This window comes from Streptomyces sp. NPDC001220, from assembly GCF_053597895.1.
This window is the reverse complement of sequence record NZ_JBSFJE010000004.1, coordinates 387,076-404,325: the sequence shown is the minus strand read 5'-3', so window position 1 is coordinate 404,325 and position 17,250 is coordinate 387,076. Positions and strand designations below refer to the sequence as shown.

The following is a 17,250-nucleotide window of genomic DNA, read 5'->3' as shown; positions in this document are numbered from 1 at the left end:
GTACCGCCCTGCGTGTTCCCGGTCCCGCCCTGCGTACCGCCCTGCGTGTTCCCGGTCCCGCCCTGCGTACCGCCCTGCGTGTTCCCGGTCCCGCCCTGCGTACCGCCCTGCGTGTTCCCGGTCCCGCCTTGCGTACCGCCCTGCGTGTTCCCGGTCCCGCCCTGCGTGCTATTGCTGTTGCCTTTCACCTCATTGAAAACATTTCCGTAAGCCCCACCATTGTTGAAAACAATGGTAATTCCTGCGGGGATTTCAGGATCGTTGCGGAGTTCCGCGGAAGCCTGGCCCGCTGTTGCGCCCGCCAATGCCACGGCAGCGACAAAAGGCAGGGTTGCGTAGATGCCGAACCTTTTCACAGCACCCCTTTCTTGTTGTAGCTAGAGATAGGAATCTTTGTGAACTAAACTGTCGCAACACATCACTCCATAACTAGAGCGACACGGCAATGTCACCCATACAGAGTGTTAAGCAGACTGCACCGTGATTATGGGATTTTCTGCGTGCGGGACCTCCATGGCCCAACGGGGCCAGACCGAAGCTCCTGCGGTGGACCGGCCGGATTCATCGGGCTCGGCAACGTATTCGAGCTTGCCGCGCACAGCCGCCACCACGGGGCCCGGGAGGTCCGAACAGCGCGTCGAGCATGTTCTGCTCGACCTGTCGACGTTTCTCCAGCCGCTCCAACTACTGCTGGGCTAGCCCTCCTTGGCAGCTCGGTCGACCTGCTCGCGAACGCCGCCTGCCCCGCTCCAGAACGGTGAGGCCGTCGCGATCAACGACGTGCCGACAGGCAAAAAGAGGGGGCAAGAACTCGAAGAACTCTTCCCACGGCCAGAGCCTCGGTTGGCTTTCTGGATTAAATGCAGCACGTCGACGCGTTGCGTTCACGAGACATTCATCCATGACCGCCCGCGCATGCCGCATTACCGCCGCACTCCCGCCGCCAGGCCGTCGACCAGAAGATACAGAAGATACAGAAGCATTATTCGAGCGACGCCCACGACAGGTTCGGCAGGGGGGTTCTTCGCCCCCGGCAGATCGTCCACGTGTTCGAAATCCTGGGCGAGGCCGGGATGCTGGATGGCGCGTTGGAGCGTCACGGTCCTCAGCCCTCGGTATCGCCGTGGCCCTCTGGGAATTCGGCCTGGTTCATGGGATTCGGCCTGCCAGCCACAGCCCGAGCAGCACGATTTTCGCGGTCACCGCGATCCCAAGAACACCACCTCTGTCCCGTCGTCAGCGACCAGGAGTTGGGTGCTGTTACAGACCGTATGCGGCCAGCATCCTGTCGCCGTCGCGGAAGCCTTCGTCTCTGCGCTCGCGCCGGCCACCCAGGTGGCACACCGAGGTGGCACGCCCGCATGCGCCGGAGATTCCGGGCGGTGTCCGCGGCCCCGACGGACCGATAGACCGCTGGAGCACGGACGAAGGACAAGACAGAGCGCCGCCGGGTGAGTAGGTTCCCGCACCCGCCCTAGTCCAGCACGGTCGGCGGCCAAGTCACCGGGCTGAAGCCGAGCCGGGACGTACCTGTAGCTAATTCCAGCTACAGGGGCGCCCGAGTCTATATGTGGATTGCGGCGATCGTTTGCCGTCGAAGTAAATTGACGGTAACGGGCTCAACGGAGGCCCTGAGGCCGTTACGACCTGGAGTGTGGGTCTTTCTAGTGACAAGCGGTGTGGTTAGGCCCCTTATAGCCCACGATTCGAGTTGACTCAGCCGACCCGTGAGACCAGTATCGGGATTGTAACTTCGCCGCTGTGCAGGTATCCAGGCGCCCGGGATTACAACGCGCGGTGCTTCTCTTCCCGCACACCGGCCTCCAGGGGCTGCACTGGCACTCAATCCGGCAGCGGAACTGAAGCACCCGGCGGAGCCAGCACCTTTCAGGTGTGAGATGAAGGAAATTCACGGCTAATGCGCTGGGCCTTCAATTGGCCGGACGTGTCTTCTGAGTGGCCGACAACACCACGCTCGGATCGGACCACGCTCTGCGCATCGCATGACCAGACGCCAAAGCGAATAGTGCTTGATACGGAAGAGAGGAGCACGCGCGTGCGGCACACTCGGAAGCAGAAGATGGCGACAGCAATAGTGTCGGCGACAATAGCTGGAGGAATGGCCGCCATCGGGGCCCCTGCCTCAGCGGCGCCGGCGGTGACCGGCGTAGTTTCCCACGTCCAGACACTAGCCAGTAAAGGAACATCGCAGGCTCAGACCCTGCTGCCGGAAAAGCCGTGCAAGCAGAAACACTGCAACACCGGCAACAATCAGGGATCGCGGAGCGGCAGGGGCGGCAACACCCAAGGCGGCACCCAGGGCGGCGGAGGCGGCAACACCCAAGGCGGCACGCAAGGCGGCAGGGGTGGCAACACCCAGGGCGGCACGCAAGGCGGCGGCTCCGGCAACACCCAAGGCGGCACCCAGGGCGGCGGCTCCGGCAACACCCAAGGCGGCACCCAAGGTGGCGGCTCCGGCAACACCCAGGGCGGCACCCAGGGCGGCGGCTCCGGCAACACCCAAGGCGGCACGCAAGGCGGCAGGGGCGGCAACACCCAGGGCGGCACCCAGGGCGGCGGGGGCGGCAACACCCAAGGCGGCACCCAGGGCGGCGGCTCCGGCAACACCCAAGGCGGCACGCAAGGCGGCGGGGGCGGCAACACCCAGGGCGGCACGCAAGGCGGCAGGGGCGGCAACACCCAGGGCGGCACGCAAGGCGGCGGCTCCGGCAACACCCAAGGCGGCACGCAGGGCGGCGGGGGCGGCAACACCCAAGGCGGCACCCAGGGCGGCGGCTCCGGCAACACCCAAGGCGGCACCCAGGGCGGCGGGGGCGGCAACACCCAAGGCGGCACGCAAGGCGGCGGCTCCGGCAACACCCAGGGCGGCACCCAGGGCGGCGGGGGCGGCAACACCCAGGGCGGCACCCAGGGCGGCGGGGGCGGCAACACCCAAGGCGGCACCCAGGGCGGCGGGGGCGGCAACACCCAAGGCGGCACCCAGGGCGGCGGGGGCGGCAACACCCAAGGCGGCACCCAAGGTTGATCATTTGACTGGGCGGAGCCCCGCGCCTCGTTCCGTCAGATCGGCCTCGTCGGTTGACGAAGGGCGATCACATGAGTCAGCACCTCGCAGAGATTCCCTCTGCGAGGTGCTGGGGTTGGATGGCCAATGGTGAAGGCTAATGGGATGGGCCGTGCTTGCCGTCTGGCAGTCGCAGCCTCCGCTTGCTTGGCGGTTTGGGTATGGGTCGCACCAGCGAGTGAGGCAACTGTCCCGTCGCGTGCCCCGCAGGCCGCACCCGCGAAGTCGGCGCTTCGGTGCTATGCGACGCGAAGCAACCCGGCGGTGATTGTGTGCTATCGGTTCTCGAAGAAGGCCGAGTACAGGCACGGCATAATTGTTTACGTCCCCATTCTCATTCAGGTGCCCACGCCTTCAAACCCACCGCCCGTGACCGTCGTCGACAGCCTGGACGATATTCACCCAAACAGATAACACATCGGACAGCATGCTCGATCATCATCGATTCGACATGACACACCGGTTGAGGGCACGCGAGGATGAGCTCCTCATCAGCTAGTCTTTGTAGTTCTCCAATACACCACATTTTAGGGCCAAGCGAGTGAGGTCGGCCCTACGGCGAGAGCCATACTTTCTGCGCAGTCGCTCCAGGTGTGTGTGAACCGTGTTTTCGGTGATATTCAACTTGTTGGCGATCTCGCGATCTGTCGCACCGTTGGCGACGAGTTGCAAGATTTGTTTCTCGCGGCTGGTGATACGAGGAGGAGGCGCAGGCAGACTCTGACCAGCGAGACTGGCGCCGAAGTAACTTCTTCCTGAAGCAACGGCGCGGATGGCCGTCACCAGCTCCGAATCGTCGGTTTGCCGACTCAGATATCCTCGAGCGCCGGCTTTGATGCACGGGACGGCATCGGACTGCACCTCCGATGTTGATATCACAATGACCGCGTACCCTTGTCGATGCAGCTGAGCGACCTGGTCGGATGCCGCCTGGTCGGACAGGTGCAGGTTGGTCAGAACAATAATTCTTACGCCATTCGCCTTGCGGAGCAGGTCATTCACGCTTTTAACGAAGGTGGTGATCCGCATGTCCGGTTGGGCATTGATCGCCTGCGCGAGACCGAGCTGAAGCAACGACCAGTCGCAAATAACGGCTATAGACGTCACAGACGGGCTCATCAGAAGCTCCAGCGTAGGTGGTGCCACCGGCCACATGACCTAGCGGAGTAGACGGCCGGTGCTTCCCGCCGCCTGACCCCAGACTCAGCTCTTCCGCAAGAAGTAGCACCCCGGATGGCCCATACGGGGATGCCGGGACGAGAGGGTCCGTGATCTTTGGCCTCTGGCAACGTACGAGGCTTCGCGTAGTGGCCGCTCTGATACCTGGCCGGGTCAATCGCTTCAGCTGGGACGAAGGCGAGCATGTCGATCAGCTTCTTGGTCGGCGGCTGCAGCTCGTCAATGTTGGCTCGGCGAGCTCTGCTCGGCAGCGGACTATCCGGAACGGACGGAGCCCGCTGTGGGCCCATAGCAGAGACCTGTCAGTCACAGCTGTCGAGTGTAGGACCGCACAGCTCGCCGCGCGCGCTGCCGGCTGAGCCTTCTCCACCAGATCGGTCCGCAAGCGAGGGAGGCGAGCGCGTCGTGCAGGTCGACCCGTCGTTCCCACCGGACCGCAAGGTCAGGCCCAGGATGTCACCGGCATGAACGAACTGTCCTGGCGGAACAGGTCCGTGCCGTCCGTGAGGGACACGCGGAGTTGGTAGTTGTAGTGGCGCAGGTAGTAACCGGGATAGTTGTACGACTCGAAGCGGACCGAGCCGTCGGTCGTGCCCGTACGGGCGATGAACGTGGCGTCCTTCGCGAACGTCGACGTGCCGTCGTCGGCGTCGAACCGGCCCCGGAAGTCGTAGTGGCGCAGATGGTTGCCCGCCGTGTCGCGGAACGAGTAGCCGTTGGAGTCGGCCAGGCCCGCGACGACCGTGAAGGTGGCCGCCCGCTTGTCGGCGGTGGTACTGGAGCTGGTCAGGACCGGGAGGTTGAGCAGGGCGGACTGCTCCTCCCAGTACCGAGTCGGGTAGTTGACCGACTGGAACGAGCGGGTCGCGTTCCTCGTCAGCGAGGTGCCGCCCGACACCGCCTCCTTGATCACCGTGAAGTGCCGGGCCGTGCCGGAGAGCGTGGGCAGGGCGGTGGGCGTGCTCCAGGTCGCGAACGTGTCGTAGCTGTCGCTGTAGTAGTAGGTGCCGTCGCCATAGCCGTCGAAGAAGATCCGCCAGCCGCCGTTGTCGAGCTGGATCACCGACGGACCCTCACGGTAGCTGCCCCAGCCCGCCCAGTCGCCGGTCCCGGAGATCGTGTAGGGGCCCTTGAGACCGGCGGCCGTGCCGTACTCGATGTACTTCGCCGTCTCGTTCTTCGTGAACGCGTGGTAGGTGGAGCCCACCTTGACGATGTACGTGTCGATGTGGTTCGAGCCGATGCCGGACAGGGCGACGGGCGAAGTCCAGGCCGTGAGAGCCGAGTCGGTGGCCGTCAGGACGTACGGCGTGAAGATCCACTCGTCGTCCGTCGTCGAGCAGGAGACGATGACGTTGACGCTGCCGTCGCTGTCCACGAACCACTCCGGCGCCCAGGCGCGGGACAGGTCGGTGATCGGGACCGGGTAGTCGTACAGGAACGTCCAGGCGACCCGGTCGGAGCTGCGGGCGAAGCCGATCGTGGTGCTGACGTCCTGCCAGGTGTGGGTGGTGTAGGTGAGGTAGTAGTAGCCGTCCGTGTGCTTGAACACACTCGCGTCGCGGATGCGGTTGCTCGGCGGGGTGTAGGCCGAGGACCGCAGCAGGCGGAAGTCCGCCGCATCGTCGGACTGGTAGACGTTCACCGTGCCGTCGTCGCTGTCGAGGAAGGGGACGATCGTGTAGCGGGTGGCGTAGCCGCTCGCGGGTGCGGCGGCCTCGGCGGTGCCGAGCAGTCCGGGCAGTTCACCCAGGACCAGGGCCGACGCGGGCAGGGCGGTCAGCGCGCGCAGCAACGTACGGCGGGACAGGGTGGGGGGACGTGTGGTCACGGGCGGCTCTCCCTGGGCTTGTCGCGGACGCGGGCACACCCCGACGTCCGTCATCTCGAACATGGTTCGAGAACGCGAGCAGAAAGTAGGAGGAGTAGCAGGTTCACGTCAATGACTTGAACGGGACTGGGGCACGGCTGGGCGGCGGCTGTGCGAAATCTGTACTGCGCGACCCCACCCGACGTTACCCTCCGGTAAGTATGACGCTTCCGGAGGTGGGTTCCCATGCCGTACGACCGTTCACCGGGCCTTGCCGAGTCCGTACGCGCTCTGGCCGCAGGTGAGTTGACGTCCCGTCAGCTCGTGGAGGAGTGCCTCGCGCGAATCGGGGCCACTCAGGGCTCCCTCAACGCCTTCCGGATCGTCCGCACGTCCGCCGCGCTCGCCGAAGCCGACGCCGCCGACCGGGAGTTGGCCGAGGGGGCGCGCCGTCCGCTGCTCGGGGTGCCGGTCGCGGTGAAGGACGACACGGACGTGGCCGGCGAACCGACCGCCTTCGGCTGCCGGGGCGACTTCCCGCCGGCGGCCGAGGACGGCGAGGCGGTACGACGGCTGCGCGCGGCCGGAGCGGTGATCATCGGCAAGACCAACACCTGTGAGCTGGGACAGTGGCCGTTCACCGAGGGGCCGGCCTTCGGCGCCACCCGAAATCCCTGGCAGCCGCAGCACACCCCCGGTGGTTCCTCGGGCGGGTCGGCGGCCGCCGTCGCGGCGGGGCTGGTCCCGGCCGCGCTCGGCTCGGACGGCGCCGGATCCGTGCGCATACCGGCCTCCTGGACCAACCTCGTCGGCATCAAACCCCAGCGTGGCCGTATCTCCACCTGGCCGCGCGGGGAGTCCTTCCAGGGCATCACCGTCAACGGCACCCTGGCCCGCACGGTCGCCGACGCCGCCCTGCTGCTGGACGCGGCGAGCGGCAACCACCCACAGGACCCCCACCGGCCAAAGGAGTTGACGATCTCCGACGCGGTCGGGCGCGACCCCGGGCGGCTGCGGATCGCGCTCTCCCTGAAGCCGCCGTTCACCGCGCTGCCCGCCCGCCTCCAGCCGGACGTGCGCGCCCGGGTCCTCGAACTCGCCGAAAGACTGGCCGCGTTGGGCCACACCGTGGAGGAGGCCGACCCGCCCTACGGCCAGATCGGGCTCACCTTCGTGCCACGCGCCACGGTGGGCATCGCCGAGCGCGTCCGCGAGACACCGCGGCCGGATCTGCTCGACCGGCGCACCCTGGAGGCGGCCCGCCTGGGCCGGCTGCTCGACGGGGCCCCGCTGCGGGCCGCCCGGCGCGCGGAGACCGCCCTGCGGCACAGGATCGGCGGCTTCTTCGCGTCGTACGACGCGATCCTCGCGCCGACCACCGCCGCTCCCCCGCCCCGCGTCGGCGCGATGCTGGGGCTGGGCCAGTTCGCCACCGACCGGGCGATGATCGCCGCCTGCCCCTACGCCTGGCCGTGGAACGTGCTGGGGTGGCCGGGCGTCAATGTGCCCGCCGGATTCGTGGGCGACGGGCTCCCGGTGGGCGCGCAGTTGCTCGGTCCGGCCGACAGCGAGCCGCTGCTCGTGTCCGTCGCCGCCCAGCTGGAGGCCGAGCTGCGCTGGCACGAACACCGGCCGACCCGGGCCATGGTCACGGCCCCGCCGACCCCATGACGAGCCACGCCTGCCGTCCTGCGCCCACCACCCGCACCAACGGCCCTCCGCTCACCGCCGGCCGCTTTCCGATGGCTTGACCGGCCCGTACCCTCTGACCATGGACGATGCGTCGATGGTGGGACTCATGGGACGGGTCACCGGAACGGTCGGGCCCGGGCTCGTCGGCGAGGTGATCGTCCGGGTGCGCGGGGGCGCCGAGCACTTCCTCGCCTACTCCGCCGACGGCGGCACCCGGATCGAGCGGGGCACCGTGGTGATGGTGGTCGAGTACCTGCCGCCGCGGACGGTCTACGTCACGCCCGCATACGACAGTTGAGCGCGCGTAGCCCCAGGTGAGGGGCGTATGCGTCAAGACTGCAACAAGGATCCGTCAGCGTCTTCACCCCACGCCTGCGCGGGCGCACACTCCCTTCGTTCGGTGCCGAAAGGGCACCATCCAAAGGGGGCGCATGCCGATGGTTGTCGGCGTCGTTGCGGGGGCGGCGGTTCTCGCCGTTCTCGTGTTGATCGGTGTGTTCAAGATGATGTGGCGGGTCGCCGAGCCGAACGAGGCGCTCATCATCTCCGGTTCGAACCATCGGACCGAGGGCCTTGAGGAAGGCATGGGATTCCGCATCGTCACGGGGCGCGGCACGCTGGTGCTGCCGGGCGTGCAGGCGGTGCGCAAGCTCTCGCTGGACCTGAACGAGACCGAGTTGTCGGTGGACTGCGTGACCCAGCAGGGCATTCCGCTGAAGGTACGGGGCGTGGTCATCTTCAAGGTGGGCGACGACTTCGTGTCGATCGCCAACGCGGGCCGCCGGTTCCTGGACCAGCAGAAGCTGATGTCCGAGCGGGTGCACAACGTGTTCGCCGGTCATCTGCGGTCCATCGTGGGCGGGTTGACGGTCGAGGACATGATCCGCGACCGCGAGAAGCTCACCGGACAGACCCGGGCCGCCTGTGGCACGGAGATGGAGAAGCTGGGACTCATCGTCGACTCCCTGCAGATCCATGAGATCGAGGACCCGACCGGGTACATCAAGAACCTGGCGATGCCGCACGCGGCCGCCGTCCAGCGGGACGCGAGGATCGCACAGGCGGAGGCGAACCGGCTCGCCACCGAGGCGGAGCAGGCCTCGTTCGCCCGGATGGCGGAGGCCACCCGGGACAGCGAGATCCTCCAGGCCGGCTACCAGGCCGAGCGGGACAAGGCGGCGGCCCAGTCCCGCCAGGCCGGTCCGCTCGCCGACGCGGCCGCCCGGCAGGAGGTCGTCGTCCAGGAGACGCGGGTCGCCGAGCTGGAGGCGCACCGGCGGGAGCAGCAGCTCCAGGCGGACGTCCGCAAGCCGGCCGACGCCAAGGCCTACGAGAAGCGCACGCTGGCCGAGGCCGAGCGTGACGCGCGTATCTCGGCGGCCCAGGCCAAGGCGAAGGAGACGGAGCTGGCGGCGGCGGCCGAGGCGACCCGGGTCAAGGCGGCCGCGGGCGCCGAGGCCGAGGCCACCAAGGCCCGGGGTACGGCGAGCGCCGCCGCGACCCGCGCCACCGGTGAGGCCGAGGCGGCCGCCGCGCAGGCCAAGGGTCTGGCGGAGGCCGAAGCGGCCAAGGCCAAGGGTCTCGCGGAGGCGGAGGCCATCAAGGCCCGCGCCGCCGCCCTGGCCGAGAACCAGGAGGCGGTCGTCGCCCAGCAACTCGCCGAGAACTGGCCGGAGATCGTCAGGGCCGGCGCTTCGGCGTTCGGCAACGTCGACAACATGGTGCTGCTCAACGGTGCCGACGGCATGGGTGAGATGTTCGCCAAGGCACTCACCATGGGCGGTACCGGCCTGGGGCTGGCCCGCCAACTGCTGGCGTCGATGAACCAGAACGGGCACGCCTCGAGCGAGGCTTCGCCGATCCTCAACGGGGTCACGGCCCCGAAGCCGCAGAGGGTGCCGGTGGAGCAGGACGGCGAGTAGCCGAGAGCTCAGGTCGGGCAGACAGCCGAGAGCTGGAGACCGACGCGTAGCCGCGAACGAACGACAGGGATGCCCCCGGCCGGTCCGGGGGCATCTCCGCGCTCACTCCTGCTCGTTGAGCCGCCGCAACAACTCCAGCAGGGTGGTTCGCTCCGCCGCCGTCAGCCCGGCGAAGCATCCGGCGAGCACCTCGCCGGCCACCCCGTGACCGGCGGCCAGCGTCCGCTCGCCGTCCGGGGTCAGATGGTGCTGGATGCGCCGCCCGTGGCCCGGCCGCCGTTCCACCAGGCCCTGCGCGGCCAGCCGGCCCACCAGCGTGCCGAAGGCCTGCTCGCTCTGGAACGTGGCCGCGGCCAGCTCGCGCGCCGAGGCGCCCGGCGACCGGTCGATGGCGCGCAGCGCGTCCCACTGCGCGAGGGTGGTGCCGACGGCCGAGAGCGCGCTGTCCAGCGCCCGGTGCTGCCGGTACTGGGCCTGTTTCACCGCTCTTCCGAGAACTTGCAGGTCATCGCGCATGGGCCAAGTCTAGCTCACAACTAAGCTTGTTTATATAAAGATGTTTAGTTAGAGTCCTAGGCATGACGACGAACCGCACCGTCCAGGTGTATCCCGACCTGTCCCTCTCCCTGACCGAGGCCGGTTCCGGCCGCCCCGTCCTCGTCCTGCACGGAGGTGGCGGCCCCGCCACCGTCGCCGGTCTCGCCGGCCGCCTCGCCGAGTCCGGCCGTGTTCTCACCCCGGTCCACCCCGGCTGGGACGGAACCCCCCGCCCCGACTGGTTCACGAGCGTCGACGACCTCGCCGTCGCCTATCTGCACCTGCTCCAGGACAGCGAGTTGAACGACGTCCTGGTGGTCGGCTCCTCACTGGGCGGCCAACTCGCCGCCGAGATGGCGATACGCGACACGGCGGGGCTGATCACCGGTCTGGTCCTGGTCAACGCGGTCGGCGCGGACATCGAGGGCGAGCCCGTCACCGACTTCTTCGCGCTGGACCCGCGCGCCCAGGCCGAGCACTCCTGGCACGACCCGGACCGCTTCTACGTCGATCCGGCCACCCTCCCCGCCGCCGAACTCGCCCGCCGCCAGGCCAACATGGCGACCATGCGGCTGCTCACCGACGGCGGCCGGATGACCAGTCCGAAGCTGCTGCCCCGGCTCGGGCGGGTGCCGCAGCCGGTGCTGGTGATCTGGGGCGAGAGCGACCGTGTCGTCACCCCCGCCTACGGAGCCGCCTACGCGAAGGCCTTCCCCCAGGGCCGGTTCGAGCCGATCCCCGGAGCCGGCCACCTTCCGCACATCGAAAGCGCCGACGTCACCGCCGAGTTGATCGAGGCCGAGCTGCGCCGCACCGGTACCCCGCCTGTCCTCGCAGGCTGAGGCCCCTTAGGGTGCCCTCGTGACTGCGCTTACCGACGACGAGAACATCCCCGGCCGTTACGGCCCCACCGCGACCACCGAGGCCGACCCGCACGAGGTCGGCAGGGTGCGCACCGAATACTCCCCCGCCCACGACGGCGACCCCGATCCCGGCGAGATCGTCTGGACCTGGGTGCCCTTCGAGGAGAACGACGGGCGGGGCAAGGACCGGCCGGTGCTGGTCGTCGCCCGGGAGGCGGCCGGCACGCTGCTCGCCGTACAGCTGTCGAGCAAGCGGCACGACAACGACCGCGAGTGGGTGGCGATCGGCAGCGGCCCCTGGGACCGGTCGGGACGCGACTCCTGGGTGGACGTGGACCGCGTGCTGCGACTGCACGAGGACGGCATGCGCCGGGAGGCGTGCGCGCTGGACCGGGGCCGTTTCAACCTCGTGCGCAACCGGCTGCACGAGCGCTACGGCTGGAAGTGAGCCGGGCGCTCCGCCAGTTGCGCGGGGCGTTCACCGCGGGCCGGTGGGGGCTGGTCGCGCGGTTCCCCGCGCCCCTCACGGGGCACGGTCGCGCAGCCGGCTCCACCAGATCCGCTCAGACCTCAGCGGTCCGGAAAGCCTCGGCGAAGGCACCCCGGACCATGGATCCCGGCGTACGGTCCAGGACCCCGAACACCACGTGCTCGAAGGTCCGCGCGAACCGTCCGCCGGGGCCCAGCAGCCCCCGGAAGGCCCCGGCGACCTGCCGGGGGTCGTTCTGGAAGACCCCGCAGCCCCAGGCGCCGAGGACCAGCCGCCGGTAGCCGTGCGCGGCGGCCACCTCCAGGACCCGCTCGGCCCGGGCGCCGAGGGCGCCCGACAGTTCAACGGTGCGTTCCGGCGCCGTGCGGCTGATCACGCCCGCGTTGGGCGCGGCGGCCGTGAGGAATCCGGCGCGGTAGGGCTCCGCGAGGAGGCGGCCCCGGTCGTCCCGGAAGACCGGGACGGCCGGGGAGTGGATCACCCGGTCCGAGTAGAACGGGTCGCGGTGGGCGCGGTGGTGGTCGTAGAAGGCACGGGCGTGCAGCTGGCAGGCGTAGAGCGCGGAGGCGCGGCACAGGGCCTCCTCCTGCGCCTGGGCGCCGTTCAGATAGCCGCCGCCGGGATTGCGGGCCGAGGCGAAGTTCAGGACCGCGACCGGGGCGTCGGCCAGCCGGCCGGCGGCCTCCAGGCTGCTCTCGCCGGTGACCTCGACGACCGTCCGCACCGAGGTGGTCGCCGGAACCGGCACCGGTTCCGGGCCGTGGATCCGGGTCCCGGCCTGTGCGGCCGCGATGTCCGCGGCCAGGAGCACCTCCCGGCCGTCGGCGGTCCGGTAGGCCCCCGCCGCCACGATCCGTTCGGTCTCCTGGGCGATTCCGCGCAGGCGCGCGCTCATGGCGCCACCCCCGTGGACGCCATGACCGCGACCCGCGCGGTCTCCCCCGTCGTGCTCATGCAGGCATCCTGGGTGATGCTGGTGATGCGGCGCAACGGAGTTTCCCGCGCCCGAAACGGTTCCGGAACGTGCGAGGAAGCAGAGGTTACCGATCTAGAACGTCCCGATAGGTGCCCTTGTGCGAATCGGCGCGAAGGTCTTGGGTGTAACGGACGTAGCCGTCCCGGACCCATCCACGGCCGGGCCGGCGGCATGGTGGAATCTCAGGAGGATCCCTACATGTCCGACTCGATATCCGACGGCGGCGACTGTACCGACGGCTCGGTGAAGACCGACTTCTCGGACGACCGCACCGCCGTCACCGAAGCCGAGGTGGAGGCCCTGGTGAAGGGCATCTGCTTCAAGACCGGCCCGCCCCGCACGGTCGGGGTCGAAGTGGAATGGCTGGTCCACGAGCTGCGGCGACCGCAGCTCCCCGTCACACCAGAACGACTCGAAGCGGCCTACGCCGCACTGCGCACGGTACCCCTGGGGTCGGCGCTCACCGTCGAACCCGGCGGTCAGCTGGAGCTGAGCTCGCCGCCCGCCGCCTCCCTGATGGAGTGCATCGGGACCGTGTCCGCCGACCTGGACGCCGTACGGGCGGTCCTGGCCGATCTCGGTCTCGGTCTCGTCGGCGCCGGCCACGATCCCTGGCACACGCCCCGCCGCTTCCTGCGCGAGCCGCGCTACGACGCGATGGAGGCCTGCCTGGACCGGACCGGACCGGCCGGCCGGCACATGATGTGCGCCTCGGCCTCCGTACAGGTCTGCCTGGACGCCGGCCACGAGGAGCCCGGCCCGCTGGGACACGTCCGCCGCTGGTGGCTGGCCCACCAGCTGGGCCCGGTCCTGGTGGCCGCCTTCGCGAACTCCCCCCTGGTGGGAGGACGGCCCACCGGCTGGGTCTCCACCCGGCAGCTGCTGTGGATGGAGATCGGCGCGGGCCGCGCGGGAGCGCCCCCGCTGGCCGGCGACCCGCGCACGTCCTGGGCCCGGCACGTGCTGGACGCCCCGGTGATGTGCGTACGGCGGGACAGCGGCCCCTGGGAGGTGCCGGAAGGACTCACCTTCCGGGAGTGGACCCGGTCGGGGTCGCCCACCGGGGCCGATCTCGCCTACCACCTCACCACGCTGTTCCCGCCGGTCCGGCCGCGCGGTCATCTGGAGCTGCGGATGATCGACGCACAGCCCGGCGACGACGGCTGGATCGTGCCGCTGGCGGTGACGACGGCGCTGTTCGACGACCCGGAGGCCGCCGAGACCGCGTACCGGACGGTGAAACCGCTGACCGAGCGTGCGCGGCCACGGTCGGCCCCGCACAATCCGCTGTGGATCGACGCGGCCCGGACCGGGCTCGGCGACCCGGAGCTGCACGAGGCCGCCGTCGCCTGTTTCGCGGCGGCGCTGGAGGCCCTGCCCCGGCTGGGCGCGACCCCCGAGGTCACGGCGGCCGTGGCGGCGTACTTCGACCGGTACGTCCGCCAGGGCCGCTGCCCGGCCGACGACCTGCTGGACCCCCTGCGCGGCACATCGGGCCGCGCCCACGGGAAGGACATCCCCGCATGACCGCCCCCGAGACCGACATCGACATCGAGACCCTGCGGGACCGGGCCCTGAAGTCCCTGATCACGGCCCGGGACCGCACCACGCTCCTCACCAGCTGCGTGGAGGAGCCCGACCTCACCGCCCAGCACTCCCCGCTGATGTCCCCGCTGGTCTGGGACCTGGCGCACATCGGCAACCAGGAGGAACTCTGGCTGCTGCGCAACGTCGGCGGCCGGGAGGCGATGCGCCCCGAGATCGACAGCCTCTACGACGCCTTCGAGCACCCGCGTTCGGAACGGCCCACGCTCCCGCTGCTGCCGCCGGACGAGGCCCGGCGTTATGCGGCCGAGGTGCGCGGGCGGGCCCTGGACCTGCTGGAGGGCTCGGCGTTCAGCGGCGGGACCAGGCTGACCGAGGCGGGGTTCGCCTTCGGGATGATCGCCCAGCACGAACAGCAGCACGACGAGACGATGCTGATCACCCATCAGCTCCGCACGGGCCCACAGGCCCTGACCGCCCCGGACCCGGACCCGGCGCCGCCGTTCACCGGCCCGGCCGAAGTCCTGGTCCCCGGCGGCCCGTTCACCATGGGCACCTCCACCGAACCGTGGGCACTGGACAACGAACGCCCCGCGCACCGGCGGGAGGTGGCGCCCTACTGGATCGACACCACCCCGGTGACCAACGGCCGGTACCTGGCGTTCATCGAGGACGGCGGCTACGAGACCGAGCGGTGGTGGACGCCCGAGGGCTGGGCGCACATCCGCGAGCACTCGATCGTCGCCCCGCACTTCTGGCACCGTGAGGGCGGTCAGTGGCTGCGCCGCCGGTTCGGGGTCACCGAGGTCGTGCCGCCCGAGGAACCGGTGCTGCACGTGAGCTGGTACGAGGCGGACGCCTACGCGCGATGGGCCGGCCGTCGGCTGCCCACCGAGGCCGAGTGGGAGAAGGCCGCCCGGCACCACCCCGGCGAGAACCGGTCCCGGCGCTACCCGTGGGGCGACGCGGAACCGGCCCCGGCACACGCCAACCTCGGGCAGCGCCATCTTCGTCCCGCCCCGGCGGGCAGCTACCCGGAGGGCGAGTCACCGCTCGGCGTACGGCAGTTGATCGGTGACGTCTGGGAGTGGACGTCCAGCGACTTCCTCCCCTACCCCGGCTTCTCCGCCTTCCCGTACAAGGAGTACTCGGAGGTGTTCTTCGGCCCCGAGTACAAGGTGCTGCGCGGCGGTTCGTTCGCCGTGGACCCGGTGGCCTGCCGGGGGACGTTCCGCAACTGGGACTACCCGATCCGGCGGCAGATCTTCTCCGGCTTCCGCACCGCCCGTACCGCGGAGACCGCCTGATGTGCCGTCATCTGGCCTATCTGGGACCCGAGGAGCCGCTCGGCCGGCTCCTCGTGGAGCCCGGACACTCCCTGTACCGCCAGTCGTGGGCACCCCGGCGGCAGCGGTACGGGACGGTCAACGCCGACGGTTTCGGCGTGGGCTGGTACGCCTCCGAGGATCCGCAGCCGGCCCGCTACCGGCGGGCCGGCCCGATCTGGGCCGACCAGTCCCTCGCCGACCTGGCGCGGGTGGTGCGCACCGGCGCGCTGCTGGCGGCCGTCCGGGACGCGACCCTGGCGGGCGCGGACGCGGAGGCCGCGGCGGCGCCGTTCGCCGCGGGCCGCTGGCTGTTCAGCCACAACGGGGCGATCCCCGGCTGGCCGCAGTCCGTGGCGTCCCTCGTCCCGCTGCTGCCCCCGGTCGACCTGCTGTCGATGGAGGCGCGCACCGACTCGGCGTTCGTCTGGGCGCTGGCCCTGCACCGGCTGCGGTCCGGCACACCGCCGGGCCCAGCCCTTGCCGAAACGGTTCTCCAGGTCGCCGAGGCGGCCCCGACCGCCCGGCTGAACCTCCTGCTCACCGACGGTGAGACCATCGCCGCCACCGCCTGGGGGGACAGCCTCTGCTACCTCTCGGAACCCGGCCACCGCACCGTCGTCGCCTCCGAGCCGTACGACGACGACCCGCGCTGGCGGGAGGTCCCCGACCGCACGCTGCTCGTCGCGAGCCGCCGGGGCGTCACCCTCACCCCGGTCGGGAAGCCGGTCGAGGACGGCACCGCCCAGGATGCCCGGACCCAGGACGACCCGGTCGAGAACCCGGTCGAGGCCCCGGCGTCTTCCCCCACTCTCGACTCCGTTCGAGCGGGGGCACCCTCATCCCCGAAGGAGCCCTGTACGTGAGTCCCCTCCGTGTCACCCGCACCCTTCCCGAGGACGCGACGGACGCCGCACTGCGCGCCGATGTCCTCGACGGCCTCACCGCCACCCCCAAGACGCTGCCGCCGAAGTGGTTCTACGACGCCCGGGGCAGCGAGCTGTTCGAGCAGATCACCGAGCTGCCCGAGTACTACCCGACCCGGGCCGAGCGGGAGATCCTGCGCGACCGGTCCGGCGAGATCGCCGCCGCGAGCGGTGCCCGGACCCTGGTGGAACTGGGTTCCGGCTCCTCCGAGAAGACCCGCCTGCTGATCGACGCCCTCACCTCCCTCGAGGTGTACGTCCCGGTCGACGTCAGCGAGAGCGCGCTGACCCAGGCCGGGCAGGCGCTCATCGAGGAGCGGCCGGCGCTCTCCGTGCACGCCCTGATCGCCGACTTCACCGGCCGGATGAGCCTGCCCGAGACGCCGGGGCCACGGCTAGTGGCGTTCCTCGGCGGCACGATCGGGAATCTGCTGCCCGCCGAGCGGGCCCGGTTCCTGGCCTCGGTACGGGCGCTGCTCGCGCCCGGTGACGCGCTGCTCCTCGGCACCGACCTGGTCAAGGACGAGGACGTGCTGGTCCGGGCGTACGACGACGCGGCCGGGGTGACGGCCGAGTTCAACAAGAACGTCCTGGCCGTCGTCGACCGGGAGCTGGGCGCCGACTTCGCCCCGGACGCCTTCGACCATGTCGCCCTGTGGGACGCGGAGGAGGAGTGGATCGAGATGCGGCTGCGCTCCCGGGTCGCGCAGACCGTGAAGGTGCCGGCGCTCGACCTGGCCGTGGACTTCGCGGCGGGCGAGGAGCTGCGCACCGAGGTCTCGGCGAAGTTCCGACGGGACGGGGTGACCGCCGAACTGGCCGCCGCCGGACTCGGTCTGACCAACTGGTGGACCGACTCCCAGGGCCGCTTCGCGCTCTCCCTCAGCGTCGCCCGCTGAC

General features: G+C 70.0%; 15 protein-coding genes. 10 read left to right on the top strand and 5 right to left on the bottom strand.

The window, feature by feature from the left end:
* A partial coding sequence (locus ACWDGI_RS12455; protein WP_450758107.1) for a hypothetical protein occupies positions 1-356 on the bottom strand: 356 nt, incomplete at its 3' end.
* Positions 357-2,158: 1,802 nt separating this feature from the next.
* Between ACWDGI_RS12455 and ACWDGI_RS12450 the strand changes: the two genes are divergently transcribed.
* Positions 2,159-3,046, top strand: a complete 888-nt coding sequence (locus ACWDGI_RS12450) for a hypothetical protein (RefSeq protein ID WP_450758106.1) — start codon at positions 2,159-2,161, stop codon at positions 3,044-3,046.
* Between the two features lie 534 nt (positions 3,047-3,580).
* Here the strand turns inward: ACWDGI_RS12450 and ACWDGI_RS12445 are convergent.
* Together ACWDGI_RS12445 and ACWDGI_RS12440 are read right to left on the bottom strand one after the other, a co-directional pair.
* Positions 3,581-4,204 (bottom strand): LuxR C-terminal-related transcriptional regulator, encoded by a 624-nt coding sequence (locus ACWDGI_RS12445; RefSeq protein ID WP_450758104.1) that lies wholly within the window; start codon positions 4,202-4,204, stop codon positions 3,581-3,583.
* 502 nt (positions 4,205-4,706) lie between these two features.
* Positions 4,707-6,095 carry an AbfB domain-containing protein gene (locus ACWDGI_RS12440; protein WP_450758102.1) on the bottom strand — a complete coding sequence of 463 codons (1,389 nt, stop codon included), beginning with the start codon at positions 6,093-6,095 and terminating at the stop codon, positions 4,707-4,709.
* Positions 6,096-6,320: 225 nt separating this feature from the next.
* Here ACWDGI_RS12440 and ACWDGI_RS12435 point away from each other — a divergent pair, with 225 nt between their 5' ends.
* The 3 genes from ACWDGI_RS12435 (at position 6,321) to ACWDGI_RS12425 (ending at position 9,688) form a co-directional block, all read left to right on the top strand.
* Positions 6,321-7,745, top strand: a complete 1,425-nt coding sequence (locus ACWDGI_RS12435) for an amidase (protein ID WP_450758100.1) — start codon at positions 6,321-6,323, stop codon at positions 7,743-7,745.
* A 100-nt stretch (positions 7,746-7,845) separates the two neighbouring features.
* The gene (locus ACWDGI_RS12430; protein WP_450758098.1) at positions 7,846-8,064 is read left to right on the top strand and encodes a hypothetical protein; all 219 of its coding nucleotides are present in this window, start codon (positions 7,846-7,848) and stop codon (positions 8,062-8,064) included.
* Between the two features lie 133 nt (positions 8,065-8,197).
* The gene (locus tag ACWDGI_RS12425; RefSeq protein WP_450758096.1) at positions 8,198-9,688 is read left to right on the top strand and encodes a flotillin family protein; all 1,491 of its coding nucleotides are present in this window, start codon (positions 8,198-8,200) and stop codon (positions 9,686-9,688) included.
* Positions 9,689-9,790: 102 nt separating this feature from the next.
* On the opposite strand, the gene ACWDGI_RS12420 is transcribed toward ACWDGI_RS12425, so the two are convergent.
* Positions 9,791-10,204 (bottom strand): MarR family winged helix-turn-helix transcriptional regulator, encoded by a 414-nt coding sequence (locus ACWDGI_RS12420; RefSeq protein ID WP_450758094.1) that lies wholly within the window; start codon positions 10,202-10,204, stop codon positions 9,791-9,793.
* 62 nt (positions 10,205-10,266) lie between these two features.
* Here ACWDGI_RS12420 and ACWDGI_RS12415 point away from each other — a divergent pair, with 62 nt between their 5' ends.
* Together ACWDGI_RS12415 and ACWDGI_RS12410 are read left to right on the top strand one after the other, a co-directional pair.
* The gene (locus tag ACWDGI_RS12415; RefSeq protein ID WP_450758092.1) at positions 10,267-11,067 is read left to right on the top strand and encodes an alpha/beta fold hydrolase; all 801 of its coding nucleotides are present in this window, start codon (positions 10,267-10,269) and stop codon (positions 11,065-11,067) included.
* Between the two features lie 19 nt (positions 11,068-11,086).
* Positions 11,087-11,536, top strand: a complete 450-nt coding sequence (locus ACWDGI_RS12410; protein WP_351744070.1) for a type II toxin-antitoxin system PemK/MazF family toxin — start codon at positions 11,087-11,089, stop codon at positions 11,534-11,536.
* Between the two features lie 115 nt (positions 11,537-11,651).
* Here ACWDGI_RS12410 and ACWDGI_RS12405 read toward each other — a convergent pair whose 3' ends face one another.
* Positions 11,652-12,473 carry a TIGR02452 family protein gene (locus ACWDGI_RS12405; RefSeq protein WP_450758090.1) on the bottom strand — a complete coding sequence of 274 codons (822 nt, stop codon included), beginning with the start codon at positions 12,471-12,473 and terminating at the stop codon, positions 11,652-11,654.
* A gap of 279 nt (positions 12,474-12,752) precedes the next feature.
* Here ACWDGI_RS12405 and egtA point away from each other — a divergent pair, with 279 nt between their 5' ends.
* The 4 genes from egtA to egtD are packed head-to-tail and all read left to right on the top strand — an operon-like array spanning position 12,753 to position 17,249.
* Positions 12,753-14,081: an ergothioneine biosynthesis glutamate--cysteine ligase EgtA gene (gene egtA / locus ACWDGI_RS12400; protein ID WP_450758088.1), complete on the top strand. Its 1,329-nt coding sequence runs from the start codon at positions 12,753-12,755 to the stop codon at positions 14,079-14,081.
* Positions 14,078-15,406 carry an ergothioneine biosynthesis protein EgtB gene (gene egtB / locus ACWDGI_RS12395; RefSeq protein WP_450758086.1) on the top strand — a complete coding sequence of 443 codons (1,329 nt, stop codon included), beginning with the start codon at positions 14,078-14,080 and terminating at the stop codon, positions 15,404-15,406. Before egtA ends, egtB begins: the two co-directional genes overlap by 4 nt.
* The gene (gene egtC, locus ACWDGI_RS12390; RefSeq protein WP_450758084.1) at positions 15,406-16,290 is read left to right on the top strand and encodes an ergothioneine biosynthesis protein EgtC; all 885 of its coding nucleotides are present in this window, start codon (positions 15,406-15,408) and stop codon (positions 16,288-16,290) included. The genes egtB and egtC overlap by 1 nt, the downstream gene beginning before the upstream one ends.
* Positions 16,287-17,249 carry an L-histidine N(alpha)-methyltransferase gene (egtD, locus tag ACWDGI_RS12385; protein ID WP_450758082.1) on the top strand — a complete coding sequence of 321 codons (963 nt, stop codon included), beginning with the start codon at positions 16,287-16,289 and terminating at the stop codon, positions 17,247-17,249. Before egtC ends, egtD begins: the two co-directional genes overlap by 4 nt.
* The last annotated feature ends 1 nt before the right edge of the window (position 17,250 follow it).